This window comes from Haloferax sp. Atlit-12N (assembly GCF_003383095.1).
Lineage (GTDB): Archaea > Halobacteriota > Halobacteria > Halobacteriales > Haloferacaceae > Haloferax.
Map to the genome: position 1 here is coordinate 872,587 of NZ_PSYW01000002.1, position 22,009 is coordinate 894,595.

16 protein-coding genes are annotated in these 22,009 nt (G+C 65.9%); 9 read left to right on the top strand and 7 right to left on the bottom strand.

Going from position 1 to position 22,009, the window contains the following annotated elements; genetic code table 11:
- Positions 1–37: 37 nt before the first annotated feature.
- Both C5B90_RS12635 and C5B90_RS12640 read left to right on the top strand, forming a co-directional pair.
- A complete protein-coding gene (locus C5B90_RS12635) occupies positions 38–3,754 on the top strand; it encodes a glycoside hydrolase family 97 catalytic domain-containing protein (RefSeq protein WP_115881939.1) in 3,717 nt (1,238 codons plus the stop codon).
- A gap of 175 nt (positions 3,755–3,929) precedes the next feature.
- Entirely contained in the window at positions 3,930–4,355 is a 426-nt protein-coding gene (locus tag C5B90_RS12640; protein ID WP_115881941.1) for an EamA family transporter, read from the top strand.
- A 273-nt stretch (positions 4,356–4,628) separates the two neighbouring features.
- Here C5B90_RS12640 and C5B90_RS12645 read toward each other — a convergent pair whose 3' ends face one another.
- Positions 4,629–4,949 carry a hypothetical protein gene (locus tag C5B90_RS12645; protein ID WP_115881942.1) on the bottom strand — a complete coding sequence of 107 codons (321 nt, stop codon included), beginning with the start codon at positions 4,947–4,949 and terminating at the stop codon, positions 4,629–4,631.
- Between the two features lie 355 nt (positions 4,950–5,304).
- On the opposite strand from C5B90_RS12645, the gene thiC reads away from it, so the two are divergent.
- Entirely contained in the window at positions 5,305–6,753 is a 1,449-nt protein-coding gene (gene thiC, locus C5B90_RS12650; RefSeq protein ID WP_115881944.1) for a phosphomethylpyrimidine synthase ThiC, read from the top strand.
- Between the two features lie 120 nt (positions 6,754–6,873).
- A complete protein-coding gene (locus tag C5B90_RS12655; RefSeq protein WP_115881946.1) occupies positions 6,874–7,908 on the top strand; it encodes a sodium:calcium antiporter in 1,035 nt (344 codons plus the stop codon).
- 51 nt (positions 7,909–7,959) lie between these two features.
- Here the strand turns inward: C5B90_RS12655 and C5B90_RS12660 are convergent, their stop codons facing one another.
- The 5 genes from C5B90_RS12660 to C5B90_RS12680 all read right to left on the bottom strand — a co-directional run bounded on the left by C5B90_RS12660 (position 7,960) and on the right by C5B90_RS12680 (position 12,840).
- Entirely contained in the window at positions 7,960–8,859 is a 900-nt protein-coding gene (locus C5B90_RS12660) for a universal stress protein (protein ID WP_115881947.1), read from the bottom strand.
- Between the two features lie 78 nt (positions 8,860–8,937).
- Complete coding sequence (locus C5B90_RS12665) at positions 8,938–9,135, bottom strand: hypothetical protein (protein WP_058826963.1); 198 nt, start codon at positions 9,133–9,135, stop codon at positions 8,938–8,940.
- A 229-nt stretch (positions 9,136–9,364) separates the two neighbouring features.
- Positions 9,365–11,620, bottom strand: a complete 2,256-nt coding sequence (locus C5B90_RS12670; RefSeq protein WP_115881949.1) for an NADP-dependent malic enzyme — start codon at positions 11,618–11,620, stop codon at positions 9,365–9,367.
- Positions 11,621–11,797: 177 nt separating this feature from the next.
- On the bottom strand, positions 11,798–12,088 hold the full coding sequence (locus tag C5B90_RS12675; RefSeq protein ID WP_115881950.1) for a hypothetical protein: 291 nt from the start codon (positions 12,086–12,088) through the stop codon (positions 11,798–11,800).
- A gap of 500 nt (positions 12,089–12,588) precedes the next feature.
- The gene (locus C5B90_RS12680) at positions 12,589–12,840 is read right to left on the bottom strand and encodes a hypothetical protein (protein ID WP_115881952.1); all 252 of its coding nucleotides are present in this window, start codon (positions 12,838–12,840) and stop codon (positions 12,589–12,591) included.
- Positions 12,841–13,330: 490 nt separating this feature from the next.
- On the opposite strand from C5B90_RS12680, the gene C5B90_RS12685 reads away from it, so the two are divergent.
- Complete coding sequence (locus tag C5B90_RS12685; RefSeq protein ID WP_115881954.1) at positions 13,331–17,857, top strand: dockerin type I domain-containing protein; 4,527 nt, start codon at positions 13,331–13,333, stop codon at positions 17,855–17,857.
- Positions 17,858–17,935: 78 nt separating this feature from the next.
- Here the strand turns inward: C5B90_RS12685 and C5B90_RS12690 are convergent, their stop codons facing one another.
- Entirely contained in the window at positions 17,936–18,166 is a 231-nt protein-coding gene (locus tag C5B90_RS12690) for a hypothetical protein (RefSeq protein WP_115881956.1), read from the bottom strand.
- Positions 18,167–18,566: 400 nt separating this feature from the next.
- Between C5B90_RS12690 and C5B90_RS12695 the strand changes: the two genes are divergently transcribed.
- The 4 genes from C5B90_RS12695 to C5B90_RS12710 all read left to right on the top strand — a co-directional run bounded on the left by C5B90_RS12695 (position 18,567) and on the right by C5B90_RS12710 (position 21,977).
- Positions 18,567–18,839 carry a PRC-barrel domain-containing protein gene (locus tag C5B90_RS12695; RefSeq protein ID WP_115881958.1) on the top strand — a complete coding sequence of 91 codons (273 nt, stop codon included), beginning with the start codon at positions 18,567–18,569 and terminating at the stop codon, positions 18,837–18,839.
- Between the two features lie 273 nt (positions 18,840–19,112).
- Complete coding sequence (locus tag C5B90_RS12700) at positions 19,113–19,472, top strand: hypothetical protein (protein ID WP_115881960.1); 360 nt, start codon at positions 19,113–19,115, stop codon at positions 19,470–19,472.
- A 96-nt stretch (positions 19,473–19,568) separates the two neighbouring features.
- A complete protein-coding gene (locus C5B90_RS12705) occupies positions 19,569–20,951 on the top strand; it encodes a pentapeptide repeat-containing protein (RefSeq protein WP_199517488.1) in 1,383 nt (460 codons plus the stop codon).
- 123 nt (positions 20,952–21,074) lie between these two features.
- On the top strand, positions 21,075–21,977 hold the full coding sequence (locus C5B90_RS12710) for a permease (RefSeq protein ID WP_115881962.1): 903 nt from the start codon (positions 21,075–21,077) through the stop codon (positions 21,975–21,977).
- Positions 21,978–22,009 lie beyond the last annotated feature (32 nt).

A 22,009-nucleotide genomic window follows, 5' to 3' on the forward strand; every position in this document is an offset into this window, starting at 1 on the left:
AGATTTTTATTCGTTATAGAATAACAATTTTCCCAGAATGTTTGATGAACAATCTCATACAAGCTCAGACGAGTCGGAGTTCAGTAGGAGACAGTTCCTCGGTGGCCTCACATCGTTGGCCGCGGCGACGTCGTACACGCTCGACGTTCCCGACGAAATCGCCGCGACCGTCTCGAACGACGACGACGGGGCCGTCCAGACGGTTTCGTCACCCGACGGGTCGCTCGTCGTCCGAGTCGATGTCTCCGACGGGACGCCGACCTACGCGGTCACGTACGAGGGCCGTCGGGTCGTCGAACCGTCGGGACTCGGTTTCGAGTTCGCGGAGCAACCGGCGTTCGGGACCGACCTCGCCGTCGCCGGCACCGAGCGGACGACGGTCGACGAGCGCTGGTCGCCCGTCTGGGGGCAGTACGACGAGATTCGCGAGCACTACAACGAACTCCGCATCGGTCTCAGCGAGACGACCGCGCCGGAGCGAACCGTCACGCTCGCGATTCGCGTCTTCGACGACGGCGTCGGCCTCCGCTACGTCTTCCCCGAGTCGTCCGGTTTCGGCGACTTCGTCGTCACGAGCGAGCAAACGGAGTTCGCGTTCGCCGACGACTTCACCGCCTGGTGGGTTGAAAACGACTTCAACAGCTACGAGTACGCCTACGAGCGGACCTCGCTGAGCGAAATCGGCGACGAGAGTTCGTTCGGCGGCGCGCACACCCCGATGACGATGCGAGCCGACGACGACTGCTATCTGAGCGTCCACGAGGCGAGCCTCGTCGATTACGCGGCGATGGCAGTCGAACCCGTCTCGGCCGGGTCCACGACCTTCCGCTCGACGCTCGCACCGCTTCCCGACGGGACGAAAGTGACCGCGAGCGCGCCGCACGCGACGCCGTGGCGGACGATTCAGGTCGGGTCCAGCCCCGGCGACCTCGTCGGATCGACGCTCGTCGTGAATCTCAACGAGCCGCGCGACCCCGCGGACTTCCCGCAGGGGACCGACTGGATAGAACCGCAGAAGTTCCTCGGCGTCTGGTGGCTGATGATAACCGGCCGCGCCAACTGGCAGTATCAGGGCCCACAGACCGGAAACCACGGGGCGCAGACGAAGCGCATGAAGCGGTACATGGACTTCGCCAGCGAACACGGCGTTCCAAGCGTCCTCGTAGAGGGGTGGAACGAGGGCTGGCGAACCTACCCCGGAGACGGCAGCGCGATGGACTTCGACGAGTCCTACCCCGATTTCGACATCGAGGCGGTGACCGCGTACGGCCGCAGTCTCGACCCGCCGGTCGCGATGACCGCCCACAACGAGACCGCCGGTAACGTCTCGAACTACGAGTCGCAACTCACGAGCGAGTCGAGTCCGTTCGCCTTCTACGACGACCTCGGCATCAACTCGATAAAGACGGGGTACGTCGCGGACAGCGGCGTCACCATCGACGGGGAGACGTACAACCACCACTGCCAGCCGCTCGTGAATCACCACCGGTTAGTCTACCGCGAGGCGGCCAGACACCGGCAGATGCTCGAAGTTCACGAGCCGCTCAAACCGACCGGCGAGCGGCGGACCTTCCCCAACGTCATGACCCGCGAGGGCGTCCTCGGACAGGAGTACGATTCCTTCGGCTACATCGACCCAGAACACCACGTAACGTTCCCCTTCACCCGGATGCTCGGCGGCCCCGTCGAGTACACGCCCGGAATTTTCGACACCGACTCCGGGTCCGGCGGCATCGAGACGACGCGAGCCAAACAACTGGCGATGTATCCGACCTACTTCAGCGGCCTCCAGATGGTCGCCGACCTCCCGAGTTCGTACCTCGCCGACCGGGATGCCACGGTCGGCGTCGGCGACGTGGCACAGGCCGAGAACGCGGACCTGGACGGCGTTTCGACTGCCGCGCGGTGGGCGGGCGCACAGGGCGGCCAGTACGTCCCAATCGACCCCAACACCGTCGACGCCGGCGCAGGGCTCTCGTGGACCGTCGAGGGCGTCGCCGAGGACGCCACGTACGACCTGCATCTCCGGTACGCCAGCGACGGGGAGAACAACGCCGTCCCCGAGGACACGTCGCGGACGGCCACGGTGCTGGTCGACGGGGCCGAACAGGGGCAGGTGACGCTCCCGCCGACCGACTACTGGGACGACTGGAACGCCGTTTCGACGCCGGTGTCGCTGTCGGCGGGCGACAACGTGCTGGCGGTGCGACTCGACGATGGCGACACGGGCGGGTTCAACCTCGACGCCGTCGCCGTCACGCAGACCGGCGCGTCGATGCCTGAACCGGCGACGGACCCGACGCTCGGGCCGACCGTCGACGCCTTCGACTTCATCGAGTCGGTCCCTGCCGGGCCGTGGAGCGACACCCGCGTCGTCGACGCCGAAATCGGCTCCTACTCGGTGGTCGCGCGACAGCACGACGACGAGTGGTTCGTCGGCGCGATGACCGACGGGAACGGCCGCGCCCTCGACGTGCCGTTGGACTTCCTCGACGACGCGCCGGGCGAGCGTAAGGGACACACCGAGAACCGAACCGGCGCGGGCCACGGCGGGTCGAACGGTCGCGGTCACACCAAGGGGACGTACGTCCTCGAACTCTACTCCGATGGTACCGACGCGGCGTACGACTCGAACCTCGACGCCGTCCGCGTCGACGAGGCGGTCGTCACCGCGGACACGACCGTCCTCGCGTCGATGGTCGAGACCGGCGGCACCGCGATGCGACTCAGACCGGCCACGAACGACGACCTCGCGCGACTGCCGCGATACCGGCGGCCCGACCAGGAGGTCGCGGTCGAGGTGCGCGACGAGCCGTTCGTCGGCGAGTCGTTCGTGACCGCGACGGGGTCGAACGACGGCGACTACATCGGCGGGACGACCCTCCGTCTCGTCGTCGACGGCGACCTCGCCGCGACAACGAACGTGCGGTTCGAGCCGGGGGCGACCGATGCGCGGGACGAACTCTCGTACGCCATCGAGACGCCCGGCGAGTACGAGGTCGCCGTCGAGACGGTAGACGGCGAGACGCTGGCCGACGAGACGGTGACGGTACGGCCGCCCGAGACGGTCGCCGACCTCGGCGACCCGTCTGGAGACGACCACGGCCCCGGTGGGTACGTCTATCCGACCAACGGGGCCTTCGAGGACGGCGCGTTCGACCTCCGGTCGGTCACGGTCGAACAGACGCCGAGTCGGTACCAGTTCAGTTTCGAGGTCGAAAGCCTCTACAACGCCTTCGGGAGCAGTCGCGGCTTCTCGCCGCAGTTGTTCCTCCTGTGGGTGCGCGACCCCGAGAAACAGGGCGGGGCTGACGAGAGTCTCGACGACCTCGGGGCGAACGTGACGTTCGACGCGCCGTGGCACTACCGCCTCGAACTCAGCGGCTTCACCAAGAGCGCCGTCGACGCCACCGGCGCGGCCCTCACCGACGACGAGGGGAGCACAGTCACGCTCGGCGAGGCGGTCGATACCGACGCGAACACCGTCACGCTGACGCTCGACCGGGCCGCCTTCGACGGCGTCGATGCCGCCGACCTCGAAGTCGTCGCCGCGGTCCAGTCCGAAGACCGGGGGTCGCTCCGCCCCGTCGCGGAGACGGCCGGCGAGTACGTTTTCGGCGGCGCGAAGGCGGGCGCGGTCGACGCCGCGCCGCTCCTCGCCGACCTCGTCGCGCCCGACGGGCGGACCCAGTCGTCGGTCCTCGACTACGCCGCCGGTCAGCGCGCGACGATTCCGTTCGTCTCGCTGGGATAGAGTCCGCCGACGCGACGGCCCGACGTGCGTTCCCCTCGGCCCGTCGAGTTTGCCCGAGGCGTCCCTGAACGATACGTCTCAACATCAAATCCTCCGAACACGTCTTTCCACCCCATATATACACCGACGATAATGGCGGTTCGATTTCTTTTGACTCGCGGGGGAAGCGCCGGTGATGGGACTTCCGGAGATGGACTCGGCTGTGTTGTTCGGCCTGATTACGATGGTGACGTGGGGGATTTGGATCATCTTAGGCAACGCCGCGTCGGAGTCCATCGACCCGAGAACCGCTGCCGCCATCTCGTATCTCGTGGCGGCGCTTCTCGCATTCGGCTTCATCATCGTCTCAGACGCATCGCTTGCAGTGACCCCGAGAGGCGGACTCCTTGCCGGCGTGGCCGGGTTGTTCACCGGAATTGGCCTCATCTCGATGTACATCGGGTTCACTCACGGGTCGACGACGGTGGTCTCGACTCTCGGTGCGATGTACTTCGTCGTCGCGGCCATCATCGGGATGATAATTCTCGGAGACGAACTGACCGTCACGAAACTCACGGGAATCGCGTTCGCGGTCGTCGGAATCGTCTTGGTCACCCAGTGACCCGCTGACTCGTGTCGTTCTCTAGCGGTAATACGGCGCTTTACTGCTCCGAGTTCGGGGAGCCGAGGCCGTAGTCTTCCGGGTCAGACTTGTTGGTCACCGACAGGGCGAAGAGCGCTCCGAACAGCGCGAGCGAGAGAGAGAACATATCCAACCGCAGTGGACCAATACGTACTGATGTGGACGGGCCAAAGAGTGGTACGTACAGAGAGGACGCGTCTCGGGACGTAGGTCACCGAAACATCGCCACGACAGGGACGGCTTCGGACGCACTCATCTCCGATTTATCAGTCGCTGTATCCGGTCGCGAACGTCGTCCGCGGAGTCGTATATTTCGTTGTCGACCGAAGCGAGCACCTCGTCGATGGGTTTCCACCCTCCTTGTGTTTCGACCTCGTAGTCGCCGTAGTTCTCGACGAGTTGCTCCGTTGTGGTCGGATAGTCTTGAACTTCAAGTGCATCGTCGAGGTCCCCAAGTTCCTCCCCAGGTTTGGGTTCGTCGGCGCGGTCACGCGCCTCTTGGAGCGCTCGCTCGCGCTGGCGCTGTTCTTCGTTGGCCGCTTGCTTATCTCGACCCTGTTTGTCGTCTGGCATCCTTGGCATTTTGAAAGCGAGCGCCATAATGCTGTGGTCGGTTCTCGGGGCGGTCGCTTCCGCCACACCACCGCTCAGCGATACTGCCTCGACCAGCGAACGGTGAACACACTGACTTGACGACCGGCTCTCAACGAGCCGAACGGGACATTAGCAGATTGCTGCGAACACCCGCTCGATTCAGCACGCAACGCCTATCAGTATCTGAGGGTTTCGACACCGCCGACTGACCCCGTGGTGTCGGATTCCGGTGGGAACGCACTCGGTCCACTATCTCATTCCCGGAGTCTCCGGCCGTCTCCAGCACCCGCGGCTGTCACAACTGTTATTAGCCAGTTGTATCACTAGGTAATCAATGGCGTCAACGCAACTCCAACACGCCCGAGAGGGACGCGTCACCCCTGCGATGGAACGCGTCGCGGAGCGCGAGAACCGCGACCCCGAGTTCGTCAGGAAACAGGTCGCCGAGGGGCAAGCGGTCATCCCCGCGAACCGCAACCACGACTCGCTCGACCCGATGATTATCGGCCGCGAGTTCGCCACGAAGGTCAACGCGAACATCGGCAACAGCGAGACGACGAGCGACCTCACAGAAGAGTTAGAAAAGCTCCACACCGCGGTCCACTACGGCGCGGACACGGTGATGGACCTCTCGACGGGGTCGAACCTCGACGAGATTCGCGAGGCAAACGTCGCGTACTCGCCGGTCCCCATCGGCACCGTCCCCATCTACGAGGCGGTCAAGCGCGTCGACAGCCCCGAAGATATCACCCGCGACCTGCTCCTCGACATCATCGAGAAACAGGCCGAGCAGGGTGTCGACTACATGACGATTCACGCGGGCGTGCTGATGGAGCACCTCCCGCTCACCGACGGCCGGAAGACGGGCATCGTCTCCCGCGGCGGCTCTATCCTCGCCCAGTGGATGGAAGAAAACGGCGAGCAGAACCCGCTGTACGTCGCGTTCGAGGATATCTGTGACATCTTCGCCGAACACGACGTGACGTTCTCGCTCGGCGACGGCCTCCGCCCCGGCTGTCTGGCCGACGCCGGCGACGACGCGCAGTTCGCCGAACTCGACACGCTGGGCGAACTCACGCAGACCGCGTGGGACTACGGCGTGCAGGTGATGGTCGAAGGCCCCGGTCACGTTCCGATGGACCAAATCGCCGACAACGTCGAGCGCCAGCAGGACGTCTGCGACGGCGCGCCATTCTACGTCCTCGGGCCGCTCGTCACCGACGTGGCTCCCGGCTACGACCACATCACGAGCGCCATCGGCGCGACCGAAGCCGGCCGCGCCGGCGCGGCGATGCTGTGTTACGTCACGCCCAAGGAACACCTTGGCCTCCCCGACCGCGAAGACGTGCGCGAGGGGCTCGCAGCCTACCGGATCGCCGCCCACGCGGCCGACGTTGCGAACGACCTTCCCGGCGCGCGCGACTGGGACGACGCGCTCTCGGAGGCTCGCTACGAGTTCGACTGGACGCGACAGTTCGACCTCGCGCTCGACCCCGAGCGGGCGCGGTCGTACCACGACCAGACGCTCCCCGGCGACAACTACAAAGAGGCGCGCTTCTGCTCGATGTGCGGCGTCGAGTTCTGTTCGATGCGTATCGACCAGGACGCCCGCGAGGCCGACGGCGAGATGGAGACAATCGCGTCCGCGACCGACCTCGACGCGTCGCCCGCGGCCGACGCGAACCTCCCCCCGGTCGGCGCGCACGACACCGACCGCGTCCCCGACGAAATCGAAATCGGCGGTGTCACGTTCACGCCCGAGTCCGCCCACGGCGACGACTGACGACCCGCCGCGTCCGCGACCCACCGACCAACCGACTCCGCGGGCCACCGACCGAACCCACCGCGCTCGACCACCCCGTGTCGGTGGCTTCTTTTTCCGCGTCGCTGAAAGGGAGTACCAATGGTCCTCGGCAGTCTCGTCCCGTCGTCGCCGCTCGCGAACGTCGTCGTGATTCTCCTGACGACCGGCCTCATCTGGGTCGGCAGCGGCTGGCTCGAAGAGTCCGCCGACCACCTCGCGGCGTACTACGGCCTTCCCGCGGTCGTGCAGGGCTCTATCATCGTCGCCCTCGGGTCGAGCTTTCCCGAGTTCGCCAGCGTCGCCATCGCCGCCACCGCGGGCGTCTTCGACATGGGCGTCGGCGCAATTGTCGGCTCGGCCATCTTCAACATCCTCGTGATTCCGGCGCTGTCGGGGCTCGCCACCGACGGCGACCTCGAAACGAGTCGGCTCGTCGTCTACAAGGAGGCGCAGTTCTACATGGTCGCCGTCGCCACGCTCGTCGTCACCTTCTCGCTGGCGGTCATCTACTTCCCCGCGCCCGACGGCCCAGCGCTGACGGGGGAGCTCACCCGCCCGGTCGCGCTCATTCCCCTGCTCCTCTACGGGCTCTACCTGTTCATCCAGTGGCAGGACGTTTCGGAGTACGAAGCCGAGGACGCTGGCGTCGCCGACGGCATCGGCCGGGAGTGGGTACGACTCCTCGGCGGCCTCCTCGTCATCCTCATTGGCGTCGAACAACTGGTCGGGAGCGTCGAATCGCTCAGCGGGACCTTCGGCGTCCCGACGTTCCTCGCGGGGGTCACTATCGTCGCCGCCGCGACGAGCCTCCCAGACACGCTCGTCAGCGTCCGCTCGGCCGCCGACGGCAACAGCGCGACGAGCCTCGGCAACGTCCTCGGGTCGAACACGTTCGACCTGCTCGTCGCCATCCCCGTGGGCGTCCTCATCGTCGGGAGCGTCCCGGTCGACTTCGCCGTCGCCGTCCCCATGCTGGGCGTGCTGACGCTGGCGACTGTCCTGCTGTTCGGCCTGCTCCGGACGGACCTTTCGCTCTCGCGGGTGGAGTGCTACGTGCTCGGCGCGGCGTATCTCGTCTTCGTCGGCTGGATTATCGCCGAAACCGCGGGCGTTACGAGCCTGCTTCGGAACTGACGCGAAAGCGGCCGGCGTCCGCCGACTGCGGGCCGGCGCTCGGCCCCCAACCTACTCGTCTCGTGGCTCTCTGACCGTCACCACCGGCACCGGCGAGGTCCGGACCAGTTTCTCGGCGACACTCCCGAGCATGTAGCGGTCGAAGCCCGTGTGGCCGTGTGTGCCCATCACCACGAGGTCAACGTCCTGTTCGTCGATGTACGCGAGGATGCCGTGGTGAATCGACACGTCGCGGCCGACGGACTCGCGGACCGTCTCGACGCCCGCGGCGGCCGCCACGTCGCCCGCTTGTTCGACCGCGTCGCTCGCCCGCTCTTCGAGTTCGTCGATGAGGAGCGGGCCGCGGATGTCCGCGCCGAAAGCGGCGACGTTGACGACCGAAATCGCGTGAAGCGCCGCGTCGGTCGCCGCGGCCAACTCGCTGCCGAACGTGACCGCCGCGGTCGAACAGGCGCTCCCGTCGGTGGGCGTCAGCACGTCGGCGTAGGGGTACGCGAGGTCGGTCGCCGCGTCGGGACGGACGGTGAGTACGGGCACGTCGGACCGCCGGACGACGCGCTCGGTGGTGCTCCCGAGGAGCAGGCGGCTCAGCCCCGTCCGCCCGTGGGTCGGCATGACGACGAGGTCAACGTCCTGTTCGGCGGCGTACTCGGTGATGACCCGATACGGCTCGCCGCGTTCGATGCTCGTCACGACCGCCGCATCGGACTGGGACGCGCGGGCCGCGGCGTCGCTCACAAATCGCTCACCGTCGGTTCGGCGGCGCTCGCCTGCCGCTCCATCGCTTTCGTCCCCCTCCTCGCGCAGGTTCGGGCGTCGCTCGGGCGCTGGTGGGGCGACGTGCAGCAGGTGGAGGGTCGCGTCGTGGGCGGCGGCCATATCGACGACGTGGTCGAGGACGGCGTCCGCGCCGTCGCTCCCGTCGGTCGGAAAGAGGAGTCGGTCGAACATGGTTCGATATTCTCAGCGAACTCACAAAAGCGACGAGGGTGGTCGCTGCGAGGTGAGAAGTCGACCGCGCCCTCGCCGTCAGCGTCGAAGCGCCCAGACCGCCAGTCCGATGACCTCCCGAAGCGTTACGCCCGCCGCGAACACGTACACCGTCTGCAACGGTAGTTCGAGGAAATCGATGGCTGCCACCGCGAGTGACATCACGATGGCCATCCCGACCCACCCGAGTGCGAACCGGCGCTCCGACGCCGACGTGTGCGTACCCAACTCGACCATACTCCCTGACTCTGTTGAACGTATTTAATTTCTCGTGCTGACACGACCGCGAAGGCGGTCGCGACAGCGGCGTTCAGACTCCTCCGCTCGGAGCGCGCTACTCCTCTTGGGCGTCGACCACCGCGACGCCCGCGAGGTCGAACGACCACCTTTTTCCGGTTCGGGTTCGCTCCGCTCACCCTCTCCGCAAAAATCTGGACCAAAAAATCCTCGCTCCGCTCGGAGCGCGCTACTCCTCTTGGGCGTCCACTACCGCAACACCCGCAAGGTTGACGATGTCTTTGACTTCGTCGCCGCGCTGGAGGACGTGGACGGGTTTGTCCATGCCGACGAGCATCGGGCCGATGGCCTCCGCGCCGCCGAGGCGCTGAAGCAGTTTGTAACCGATGTTCCCCGCTTCGAGGTTCGGGAAGACGAGGACGTTCGCGGGGTCGTCGAGGTCCGCGAAGTCGTAGGTGTCGGTCAGCATCTCCTCGACGAGGGCGGTGTCGGCCTGCATCTCGCCGTCGACCGGGAAGTCCACGTCGGGGTCGGCGTGCAGTTGTTCGACCGCGTCGCGGGGCTTGCGCGTCCCCTCGTTCGTGACGCTTCCAAAGTCGGAGTACGAAAGCAGCGCCGCGCGCGGGTCGACGTTGAAGCGCCGGGCGAGTTCGGCGGTGTGTTTCGTCACCTCGGCGAGCACGTTCTCGTCGGGGTCGAGGTTGACCGTCGCGTCGGCGCAGAAGATGACGCGGTTCCGGAACGTCAGCATGTAGACGCCGGCGGCGTAGTCGGCGTCGTCGGCCGTGCCGATAATCTGCAGCGGCGGGCGGAGCGCCGAGGGGTAGTGGTGAGTCAACCCGGTCAGCATCGCGTCCGCGTCGTCCATGGCGACCATGACGCTGGCGAAGTAGTTCGAGTCGCTCCGCACGAGTTCGGCCGCCTCCGTCCGGGTGAGGCCCTTGCGCTGGCGGCGCTCGTAGAGGTGGTCCACGTAGTGGTTCCACTCGCCGCTTTCGGGGTCGGCGATGGTCGGGTCGAAGTCGAGGCCGAGGTCCTCGGCGGTCCGGAGAATCTCCTTCGTCCGGCCGACGAGGATGGGTTCGGCGATGCCCTCTTCGACCAACTGGCTCGCGGCGCGAATCATCTTCTCGTCTTCGCCCTCGGCGAGGACGACCCGCTTGGGGTTCGTCGCCGCCTTGTTGAGGACGACGCGCATCATCTCGCGGGACTTCCCGAGGCGGGCTTCCAACTCCTCGCGGTAGTCGTCGAGGTCACGCTCGCGCCGGGCCGCGCCGCTCTCCATGGCCGCCTCGGCGACGGCGGGCGTCACCTCGTAGAGGACGCGCTGGTCGAGTGGCTTGGGGATGAGGTAGTCCGGGCCGAACTGCAGCGGGCCGTCCCCGTAGGCCTTGACGACCGCGTCGGGCACGTCCTGTCGAGCGAGGTTCGCCAGCGCCTCGGCGGCCGCGCGCTTCATCTCCTCGTTGATTTCGGTAGCGCGCACGTCAAGCGCGCCGCGGAAGATGAAGGGGAACCCGAGGACGTTGTTCACCTGATTCGGGTAGTCGGAGCGCCCGGTCGCCATGATAACCGTGTCGTCGCGGGCCTCTTTCGCGTCCTCGTAGGCGATTTCGGGGTCCGGGTTCGCCATCGCGAAGATGATGGGGTTGTCGGCCATCGACCGCACCATCTCCTGACTGACGATGCCGCCGACCGAGAGGCCGACGAGCACGTCCGCGCCCTCGATTGCGTCTTCGAGGTCGCCGTCGTCGACGCCGCGAGCGAACGGTTCGGCGTACTCGTCGAGGTCGCCGGCCTCGGCCCGCGACTCCGAGAGAACGCCGTCGATGTCGCACAGCGTGATGTTCTCGTGGGGGATACCCAGCGAGACGTAGAATCGCGCCGTCGCGGTCGCGGCCGCGCCCGCTCCCGAGAAGGTGACGTTCAGCGACGACAGTTCCTTGTCCGCGATGTCGGCGGCGTTCAAAAGCGCCGCCCCCGAGATGATGGCCGTGCCGTGCTGGTCGTCGTGGAACACGGGGATGTCCATCCGGTCGCGCAGAGACTCTTCGATTTCGAAGCACTCGGGCGCGCGGATGTCCTCCAAGTTGATGCCGCCGAACGTCGGCTCCATCGCGGCGACCGACTCCACGAACGCTTGGGGGTCGTCGTGGTCGAACTCGACGTCGAACACATCGATGTCGGCGAAGCGCTTGAACAGCACGCCCTTGCCTTCCATCACCGGTTTCGACGCCTGCGCCCCGATATCACCGAGGCCGAGGACGGCGGAGCCGTTCGAGACGACGCCGACGAGGTTGCCCTTCGCCGTGTACTCGTAGGCGGTATTCTCGTCGTCAGCGATGTCGCGACACGGCGCGGCCACGCCCGGCGAGTACGCTAGACTCAGGTCGCGTTGGGTGTTCGTCGGCTTCGTCGTCGCAATTTCCACTTTCCCCGCGGGCGGACGCCGATGGTAGTCTCGGGCGTCGTCTTCGAGTGTCATTGCTCGTGATGGGTACGGTCAGGTAGGTAGACTCTTCGCTCCGACAGAGACATACAGAGAAATAATCATGTAGAACTCGACCGCTCGGCACCGGACTTTCGCGCCGAGGAGGCGGGCGAGCGGGGTCGAACGAGGCGGGTCGCGGTCGACGCGAGGGCCGACTCGCGCGCCGCGCAGTCAACGGAGCGACTCGTGCGGCATCGTGTACAACTGCACGTTCTCCGCGATGGACACCTCCTCGAAGTGGCTCTTCGTTACGAACAGGTCCGAAACGTCTTCGACCTGTTCGAGCGGATAGATATGCTTCGCGCTCCCGTAGCCGTGGTAGACCTCGACCGGAACGGCGAACGCAACCTCTCCCTCGTCGACTTCGACTGTCGCCCCGAACGTCATCCCCTCGTCGTCGTCGGCGACTGTACAGATGGTCGACGGTACGGTTTCCCCTGCATCGTATCTCTCTTTGGCCATTCGTTGACAACCCACACAATTTTTCATTACTGTAAGCAGCATCTCTCCTTACCCATACTCCGGAGGCGTACTGCTCAAGTTCCAGCCATATGTCCAACGAGCACCGTGATAATTATTACTCAACTCACAGAACTAACTGATGAATTGATAATTCCTGTACGGGAATTTCCGTGACTGTCGGCTCACCGCGCCACAGTCGAAGCACGGTCCTCGAGTTCTACCTGCGTCCACTTAACGCGCCGTGTAAGTCGTCTATACGTGAACTACTCGGCACCCGTACCTCCATGACCAGTCCGGATCGATGCGGTTGCCGTCGCGTGAGCGCGCGTAGCTGTCGATGGGTTGTCTGGTCGAGCCGATGGTACGTCTGCGAGTTTCGGCCCGTGTGACCCATCGTCAACTCTCGGATACTTCGACCGCTATGTTCGGTCGTCGAATGCGGCTCACGCTCGTGAGTCGGGCGCGACGCGGAGGCGAACGAGCGCGCGACCACGAACCGCTCAGCGGAGCTCGTCGTGTGGAATCGTGTAGAGTCGGACTTCGTCTGCGACCACGACCTCGTCGGTGTCGCCGCTCGTGACGAACAGGTCCCAGATTCGTTCGACTTGCTCTGTCGGATAGACGTGCTTGGCGCTCCCGTACCCGTCGTAGACGTCGACGGAGACGGCGAACGTGATTTCTTCCTCCTCGGCGGGGACCGAGCAGATGTCTACTGGTACTGTTTCACCCACTTCGTAGTGTGTAGCCACCATGTTGTATGGAACGTTCCTTGTCAGTACCTACGAATCCGCATTTTCACGGAGTACTGAAGGCACTCATTCGGTTGGAAGTCCATGTAACAGCCAATAATTGTTTCTCCGAGTGACAGTCGAGAGGACGATCCCCATCGGCGAGTCGCCGAGAGACGGGATTGGTAGCCATGTCCACACCTAGTGTGACAGAGTTATAGTCATTACACCTTTCTGTTCTGCTCTTGTAAGGTCCCGAAGGTGTTCTCACGGTGGTTCGGTCAGGAGGCGCGAGACTCGCCGACACCGCGGCCCAGTCAATTGTTTCCAACGTACCATACAATTATACTATTTCAATAAGCACTTGCCGCTGATGCGAGCACGGATAGCAGTTACACTAGGGGCAGTGCTGTTCGTCTGCTCGGTCGCATTGGTTGGGGTTAGTGCGGCAGAGGAGATTCAGCAACCACCGGACACAGAAGTACAACCAGTAAACGAAAGCGGGGTTCTCGAGGTGGTGTTCATCGACACGGAGTCGGGCGAAGACTACCATTTCGAAGGGGGTGATGTGGACACGTCGTCGCTCCCGCGAGGGGAGTATCTCGTCGTCACCTACGCACGGGCCGACGGCGGCATCGAAAAGCAGACCGAACGTGTCGAACTCACGGACGATTCGACGGTCACGGCGAGCGACGCCGAGTCGTCCGACGAACTCCTCAGTTCGGTTAGCCACGACTCGGACCCGGAAATCGACGTGGCGGCGAGCGTCGCCTACGAGTACGGCGAACCCTCGTACGACAGCGACGGAACCGTCGACATCCGCGTGAGCGCGGTGAACGTGACGACGGACGAGTACGTGCCGGCGAACACGTCGGTCACCGTCGAAATCGAGACGCCGAACGGGGTGGACACGTTCAACGCGACGACCGGCGAGAACGGAACGGCGGTCGTCGACTACGACCTCGCCGGCCGTGATGACGGCGAGTACCGAGTGTACGTCTCGTCGGAGGCGACCGGCTACACCGGCTACGCGAGCTTTACCGCTGGCGCGCGAGCCCAGCTCGTTCCGCAGTACTACCGCCAGACGACACCGCGGAACAGCACCGTGGGCGTCGCCGTCCACACGAGCGTCGACGGGGAACCCACGACCGGTGACCCGGTTTATATCACGGTTGAGGCACCCGACGGGAACGTAACTGAGCGGAACGTGACAACGGGAGCAGACAGCTTCGCTCGGTTCACGTTCACGACGACACAGACGGGGCCATACGTCGTTCGCGCGACCGGGCCGAACGGTGACACCGAGCGCGCGACTATCGATTCGGCGGAGTATATCAGCACCGTCAACATCCCGAACTGGTGGGAGCTTCGACCGGGCGAGCGCGCGTCGATTTCCGGAACGGTTCTCACCGAGACGGGCGAGCCGCTGGCGAACGAGGAGCTGACGCTTCGCGTCGAAAACGAGACCGACGCGGTCGTCGAGACGCAGACGCTCACGACGACCGCAAGCGGTCAGTTCGTGACGTCGTGGGACGTGCCGGCGAACCAGACGGAGTATCGCGTCCACTACGATGTCACGCTCCACGCGAACGGCGTTCGAATCGCTGAAGACGCCGAACTCGAAGTCGAGAACCGGACGACCGTGGACGACGACCCGGTGACAGACGAGCCGGAGACTGACGAGCCGGTGGCCGAGGTGATGGTCGAACCGGGCGCCCGCGAGGTCGGTCCGAACGGGACCGTGACGGCGACCGTCTCGGTCGAGCGAAACGACACGCTGGTGAGCGATACGGACGTTCGCGTGCTCTCGGGAATCGACGGGACGGCCGTCGATTACCAGACGGTCACGACGAACGGAAGCGGTGCGGCGACGGTGTCGTTCGACCTGCCGCGGTCGCTCGCGGACTACCACAACAGGGACGTCCGACTTCGCGCGATGACGACCGTCAACGACAGCGCGGTCGTCGGCTACGGCTCCACCCGCATTTCACAGGGCAGAACGGACCTTGACGGAGAGTACGGCACGGTACCCGGCCAGTCGGCGAACGGGTCGGTTTCGGTCACCGACGCGAACGGCGCGCCCGTCTCGAACGCACCCGTCGCGTACATCGGCGCGCGTGACGGCCTGCGAGCCGGCGTGTTCGCGACCGGACTTGTGACGACGAACGCGAGCGGGCAGGCGTCGTTCACCTACGACGTGCCCGCGGACGCGCAACTCTCGGTCGCGCTCGCGGCCGACAGCCGTACTCGGGACTTCAACTACTGGACGTCCCCGTCGCTGAGCCAGTACGACATAAACGTCCGCGTCGGGGACCGCGGGAACGGCTACACCGAAGTCGCACCCGGCGAGACGGTGACAGTCAACTACGATGTCCCCGACGAGACGGTCGAAGGCGGCGTGCTCACCGTCTACTCGTGGGACAACGACGCGGAAGACCGCGTGCTCACGACCCGGACGCTCGAGCCGGGCGAGAACGTGACAGTCAGGGTTCCGGCGACGACCGAGGCCGATAGCTACTCCGCGATGGTCCAGACCGTCACCGCAGACGGTCGGCTCTCGTCGGACGAGGGCTACATCGACGTCAACCAGAGCGCGGAGCCGGTCCGCGAGACCACGTCCGTCTCCGGTCGCATAACGACGACCGACGGGACGCCGCTGGTCAACGACACGGTCGCGTTCTTCGACGAGTCGCTCAACACCCCGACGGCCGCCGCGACGACGAACGACACCGGCTTCTACAACACGACGCAGGACATCGCCGAGTTCGACCAGTCGGTGTTGCAAAACACCGAATACCACGTCGGCTTCTACCAGTTCAACGGAAGCGAGTCGGCCGCCAGAGCCGACGCGTGGCCGCGCGATGGCGTCGCGGACATCTACGCGGTCGACCGAATCAACACGTCGCAGACGACGACCGTCGACGCGGAGATTCCCGAAGGCCACGTCCTCAACGTCTCCGTGACGGCCGAAAACGGGACTGCGGTCGAAGACGCGCGGCTCCGAGTCACGCACGCGAACGGCTCGGCGAAGGCGGCGTACGGAGCCCGGACGAACGCGAACGGACTGCTCACCCTCGGTGACGCACCCCGCCCCGGCGTGGAACTCACCGGCAACGTGACCGTTGAGGTCGCGCCGCCGGCGGACTCCGACGCGTACGAGGAGACGATTCAACAGCAGCACGTCACCGTGACGAACGACACGGAACTCTCGTTCACGCTCGCCGCGAGCGAGACGGGCGCGTCGCCGGCGAACCTGACTGGCTTCGTGGAGACCGACGACGGGACCGTCCCGCCCGGTGAGGTCGTCCTCGACACTCGTCTCGGCGCATCCGACGGCGACGTGTCGTCGCTCGGGCCGAACGGCGAATACGACCTGACGGCCGCCGAGGGTGCCTATCAGGTCTCGTTCGTCCAGCCGAGTAGCCAAGTCGACGGGGTTCCGGACCTCTACCCGCTGCACCGCGTCTACGCCGACGAATCGATGCACCTCGGGAGCGACGAACTGCCGAGCGCCAGCCGGCTCAACGTAACGGTGCTCGACAGGCAGGGCGAGCCGGCCGACGACGCGACGGTCGTCGTCGCCTACGGCGGGAACCGCGTGTTCGATTCCGTCAGGGGTGAGACCGACAGTGACGGGCGGTTCATCTTCGGCCAGACGCAGGGTGTCGAAGTCGCCGGCCCGGACGCGGTCCCCAACGACTACGGCGGCAACGTGCAGGTCCAGGCCAGAGGACCAAACGGAACCTTCGTCGGGACGCGGCTGAACGTCACGTCGGACACGAACCTCACGGTCCGGTTGACCGACCGAGTGAACGTCACCGGCCAGTTCGTCCGGCCGGACAGCGAACCGGCGGTTAATCGGACGACGGTCGTCCTCGGCGACACGAACGGGACGTCCGGCGGCGGCTTCGCTCGGACGGCCGACGACGGGTCGTTCGGCGTGTCCGTCGCGGAAAACGGGACGTACAACGTGAAGTTCCGACAGGAACGGTACGGCGAACAGGGTGTGAGCTTCCCGCGCGACGGCGTCTCTGACGTCTACGCGACGACATCGATTGACGTGGGGACCGCCCCGCACGACGTCGGAGCAGTCGCGGTTCCCGAGGCACACCTCCTCAACGTCTCCGTCGTCGACGCGAACGGCGACCCGGTCGAGAACGCCCGCGTCACCGTCGACCACCGCAACAACGGCTCGGTCGGGTTCGTCTCCGGAAGCACGCTTCCGAACGGGACGATGGTGCTCGACGCGACCGGTCGCCCCGGTGTCGAACTCGTCGGCGACCTCCGGCTGACCGTCGAAGCGCCGCCGAACGCGACCGACCTCGAAGGCGTCGAGACCACGGAGACGCTCACGCTCACCGGAGACCGAAACGTGACCGTCCAGTTGGGTGACGCGGACAACGCGACGCCGGACGCGGTCGACGTGCGGGCGCTCGCGACGCCGACGACTGCGAGCGTGAACGAGACCGTGAGCGTCGACCTCGTCGCGACGAACGTCACCGACGGCGTCGGCGCGTTCGAAACGACGCTCAACCTGACGAACGGCACGGCGGGAACGATTACAGACGTGACCGTCCTCGGTTCGCCACACACGGCGAATGTGACGTACGGCGCGGAGAATGACTCGGCCGCAATCGATGCGTTCGGCATGGACACGGCGCAGAACGGGACCGTCACCTTCGCCCGCGTGAACGTCACGCTCACGTCCGCCGGAACGTCCGAACTCGCGGTGTCGGAGACGGTGCTGGGAAGCGAACCCGGCACCGAGTACGACGTCGGCTCCGAGCGCGGCGCGACCCTCACCGCGGTCGCGCTAGAGCCGGTCGGCGAATCGGACGCCGCGCCGACCGACCCGGACGGCGACGGAACGTTCGAGGACATCAACGGTGACGGAAACGTGACCGTCTCGGACGTGCAGGCCATGTTCGCGAACCGGAACAGTCCGGCCATCACCGACAACGCCGACGAGTTCGACTTCTCCGGTAACGGCGAGGTCAACATCGTCGACGTACAGCGGTTGTTCGTCGAGATTCGGGACTGAACCCACCTCGCGGGGGAACGACCCAACGGCGTTTCTTTTTCCAACTGGCCACGCGGGAGCGACTGCTCCCGCGTTGTCTCACCGACCGCCGCTACCGAACTCGTTCGACAGGATACCGGGGAGGTCGGTTAGCCAACTGACGACCGCGCAGACGACCATCACGCCGACCGCAGCCATGTATCCCCACACCGTGACCGTGTCGAGTACGAGGTCGATAGCGACGAAACCGGAGAGGATGACGGCACCGCTGACCGCCGCCGCGACGACGACGATCAGCGCGCCGTAGGCACGTACCGGATTGGTTACCATACGAACAAATGTATATTCAACAACATAAATGTGAAGCCCGGACCACGTCGGGCCGAGAGCGACCCCCGTCGTTCGGCGACGGCGCTTGCGGACTGAGCGCGGGGGACCGACGCCTACTCACGGTTGGCTTCGAAGGTAAGAAAGTGGTCAGTCGGCCTCGGTAGTGGTGGTGGGTCTATGGAAGGAACACCGAGGCTCAGTTCGTCCTGACCAGAGTCATGTTTATTAGGCGAACCTAAATACATATCGACACGAATTAATACTGGCCTCTCACGTCCTCTATCGGCGACTGTTCCGCGGTATTCGTCTGGACTGGAAACCCTCGCCCCTTGATAGGCTCAGGGTCGAACCGCTCGAATCGACCGAGGTATTTTTCATTGACACGTTCGATGGCGTAGGTATGGTCCCCCAGTCACCGACGGGCATCGAACCGATTCCGAGCATCGAAGGCCGCCCCGTGTACACCGCCTCGGGGAACCGGTTGGGCGAGGCCGTCGACCTCTGTGTCGACCTCGACGCCGACCGCGTGACCGCGCTTCTCGTCTCGGTCGAAGACCCACCTGAGGGAATGGAAGTCGGCCCGCGGGGGATTCGGGTCCCGTTTAGGTCCGTTCGGGGGATGGCCGACATCATCGTCCTGACGGGCGACCCCGGTATCGAAGCCGCCGACTGATTCGAACACCGGTTTTCGACCGTCCACGCGGCCAACGAGCACATATGTTGATATACTCTGCACGACGACCGTATAGCGGGCGGTCGTGTTGGTCAGGATGTGGACAGCACGATTGCCCAGCCACGGGGCCCGTCCCGCCTGCACGCCTCTGACAGACGGTTGGGCCCAAACCGTTCAGGCTGCGAGTCGCGACGTTCGCGACCCGCACTGACGGTCGAGAGACGCGAAAACTGTTGTAGATACGTTGATACGAGTGGGTCGAGTAGGCGACGTATGAGCCTCTACGAGTCGATTCACGAGTTCGTCGGTGAGCACGAGACGCTCCGGTCGGTCAGCCACTACGAGGAGATGACGGTGCTTCTGACCGAGACGCGACTCGTCCAGATTCGACACGACGGCGAGCAGGCGACCCCGGAGGAAGTCCGGGAGGTGCGGACGATACAGCTCAACCGCCCCGTCTTCGCCGGCTGCTCGGTCGAACTCGAATCGGACCGAACCGTGGTCGGCTTCCACGACAGCACCGGCGAGACGGTTCGACTGGTCACGCTCCCCGTCCGCGACTTCGAGTTCGCGGCGACGTTTTCGGCCGTCGTCGGCGACGCGGAAGCCGGCGCGCCCTTCATCGAGCGGTAATCAGGTCAACCGACTGGGTCGGCGACGAGGGAGAATCCGGACGTTCTCGATGTCGTGACAATCTATTTACGTGATAACGACGAACGGTCGAGCGACGTGGAACGCCCCGCTCGCTGTGCTTACAAGCACGTCTTCGACGCCGCCGACGAGACGGGTGCCGACGAATCGCCATCGGTGTGGCGGTGTCCGCACCCCGCGAGCGGTGCGGCCGACCGCTGTCTCTTTCACCGCCCTGTCGACGAAACGCGGTCCGCGGCCGTCACCGAGGCGCTCCGCGAGGCGATTGCCGACCCCGAGCGACCGTCGGCGTTCGTGGGCGGAACGTTCGAGCGCATCGACCTCGCAGGGCTGACGCTCGCGTCCGACGCGCCGCTTGACTTCCGCGGCGCGATGGTGAAAGGAGATATCGACCTGCGCGACGCGGCGCTCGGCGGCGCGCTCCGACTCGACCGCGTCTCGGTCGGCGGCGCGGTGTGCATGCAGCGACTCGACGCGCCCGCGGCGGTCGTCTGTCGCAACCTGCAGGTCGGCGGCCGCTGGGTGCTCTACGGGGCGCGGTTCGGCGAGCGATTCGACGCGACTGGCTTCAGCGCGGGGGCGGTCGTGGCGACCGAGACACGCTTCGAGGCCGGGGCGACGTTCAGGAAGGGCGTCGTCGACGACGGCGTGTCGCTCGCGAAGGCTCGTTTCGGCGGGCCGGCGTGGTTCTCCCACACCCGACTGGGCGGCCGTCTCGACCTCGGGAACGTCACGTGCGACCGTCGGCTCTCCCTCGCGCACTGCCGCGTCCGCGGGAGCATCGTCGCCACGTCGGCGACTGTCGGCGACGGCCTCTCGCTCGAACACCTGACGGTCGACGGCGAACTCGACTCGACCCGACTCACCGTGGACGGCGGTATCGACGCGACGAGCGCCGGGTTCGGTGGCCCGGTCGACTGCACGGGGCTCACCGCCCGCGACGGGACCGTTGACTTCACGCACAGCGCGTTCGGTGGCCCGGTCTCCTTCGACAACGCGACCGTCGAGGGGCGGGCGCTCCGCTTCCGGAGCGCGCGGTTCGAGTCGGGACCGGCGTCGTTCGTCCGCGCGACTGTCGCCGGCGGCTTCGACTTCTCCGACGCGGTCTGTTCGGCCGACTCGCCGGTTCGCGTGGTCGAAACCACGGTCGGCGGGAGCGTCGTCTGCGACCACGCGCGCTTCGGCGACGAGGTGTTCTGTTCGGGCGTCCACGTCGCGCACGACGTGGACTTCTCCGACTGCACCGTCGAGTCGCTCGTCTTCGGGGTGGAAATCGAGGGCCGACTGGACTTCGCGTACACGCACGTGACGGACGCTGCGGCCTTCGGCGACACCGTCGTCCGCGGCCCCGCCCGATTCACCAGCGCGCGGTTCGACGCGGACCCCACGCTCACCGAGGCGACCCTCGGCGACACGGTCGCGGCCTACGACATGTCCGTCGAACCCGCCGGCGGGCAGTAGCAACTCGGCGGGGAATAACGGGACGGCGGTGGGTCGTGGCGGGGCGTCGGTTCGGACGCCGGCGGCGGTACGAACCCCGAACCCGGCGAACATTATATGTCGCGCCGGAGAGTGGTCTGAGGCATGTCGAGTGACGGGCAGAACACCCTCATCGCCCTCTACCGGCGGTACGTCGACGCCGACCCCGACGAGACGACCGTCTACGCGGGCTTCGCGCTGTTCTTTACGGCTATCGGACTGCTCGCCGTCGCGCTCGCGGCGGTGGTGTGGAGCGGCGGCATCCCGCCCGAGAACATCTTCAAGTACGAACTCCGCGAGGTCGCGGGCGTCACCGGCGCGCTCGGGATTCCCCTCCTCCTCGTCTCAGTCGTGGTCCTGCTTCCCTCCCAGTACCGGTTCCCGACGGTCCTCGCGGCCGCTGGACTCCTCGTCTGTGCGGTCGCCGTCGTCCAGTTCGTCGGCGCGTACCCCCACAACTGGAACGTCTCCGCGAGTGCCGACCGGAGCGGCCGCATCGTCGGCATCTACTCGCTCGGCGCGGTGGCGGTCGTCGCCGCCAGCGGCACGTCGCTCGTCGGCTTCCAACTCGCCCGTGCGAGGACGAGCGGCTCCGCTACGGGCAGGAACGACGCGGAGACCGACACGGCCGACGACGGCGAGGACGAGGAAGCCGTCTCCGCGCAGGTCCGCCGCGACATGGACGAGGCGATGTCGAACACCGAACTGTCGTGGGGCGGCGTCCGCAAGACCGAGACCACCCGCCTCAAGCTCGATACCTCCGCCGTCGACGACGTGGACCGGGCGAGCTTCGAGAACGCCAAGGTGACCGAGACGCGCGGCGGCGGGGTCGACGACGCGGTCGCCGGGCTGCAGGGGCTCCGCGGCGGGAAGAAGGACACGGCGGTCGGCGACAGCACGGACGACCAGGCCGCCGCGCTGGCCGAGCTTCGGAAGCAACAGCAGGCGGAGGCCGAACGCGAGGACTCGGACGGCGTGGTCGACCGAATTCGCGGACTGTTCTCCTGAGTCGTCGCGGGACGCCGGGCTATCGGTTCGGC

Bases quoted from the DNA above. Each gene is read 5' to 3' on its own strand.
- C5B90_RS12670 (WP_115881949.1), bottom strand. From the start codon at position 11,620: ATGACACTCGAAGACGACGCCCGAGACTACCATCGGCGTCCGCCCGCG.
- C5B90_RS12660 (WP_115881947.1), bottom strand. From the start codon at position 8,859: ATGTTCGACCGACTCCTCTTTCCGACCGACGGGAGCGACGGCGCGGAC.
- C5B90_RS12675 (WP_115881950.1), bottom strand. From the start codon at position 12,088: ATGGCCAAAGAGAGATACGATGCAGGGGAAACCGTACCGTCGACCATC.
- C5B90_RS12710 (WP_115881962.1), top strand. From the start codon at position 21,075: ATGTCGAGTGACGGGCAGAACACCCTCATCGCCCTCTACCGGCGGTAC.
- C5B90_RS12690 (WP_115881956.1), bottom strand. From the start codon at position 18,166: ATGGTAACCAATCCGGTACGTGCCTACGGCGCGCTGATCGTCGTCGTC.
- C5B90_RS12655 (WP_115881946.1), top strand. From the start codon at position 6,874: ATGGTCCTCGGCAGTCTCGTCCCGTCGTCGCCGCTCGCGAACGTCGTC.
- C5B90_RS12665 (WP_058826963.1), bottom strand. From the start codon at position 9,135: ATGGTCGAGTTGGGTACGCACACGTCGGCGTCGGAGCGCCGGTTCGCA.
- C5B90_RS12700 (WP_115881960.1), top strand. From the start codon at position 19,113: ATGAGCCTCTACGAGTCGATTCACGAGTTCGTCGGTGAGCACGAGACG.
- C5B90_RS12635 (WP_115881939.1), top strand. From the start codon at position 38: ATGTTTGATGAACAATCTCATACAAGCTCAGACGAGTCGGAGTTCAGT.
- C5B90_RS12645 (WP_115881942.1), bottom strand. From the start codon at position 4,949: ATGCCAGACGACAAACAGGGTCGAGATAAGCAAGCGGCCAACGAAGAA.
- C5B90_RS12640 (WP_115881941.1), top strand. From the start codon at position 3,930: ATGGGACTTCCGGAGATGGACTCGGCTGTGTTGTTCGGCCTGATTACG.
- C5B90_RS12695 (WP_115881958.1), top strand. From the start codon at position 18,567: ATGGTCCCCCAGTCACCGACGGGCATCGAACCGATTCCGAGCATCGAA.
- thiC (WP_115881944.1), top strand. From the start codon at position 5,305: ATGGCGTCAACGCAACTCCAACACGCCCGAGAGGGACGCGTCACCCCT.
- C5B90_RS12680 (WP_115881952.1), bottom strand. From the start codon at position 12,840: ATGGTGGCTACACACTACGAAGTGGGTGAAACAGTACCAGTAGACATC.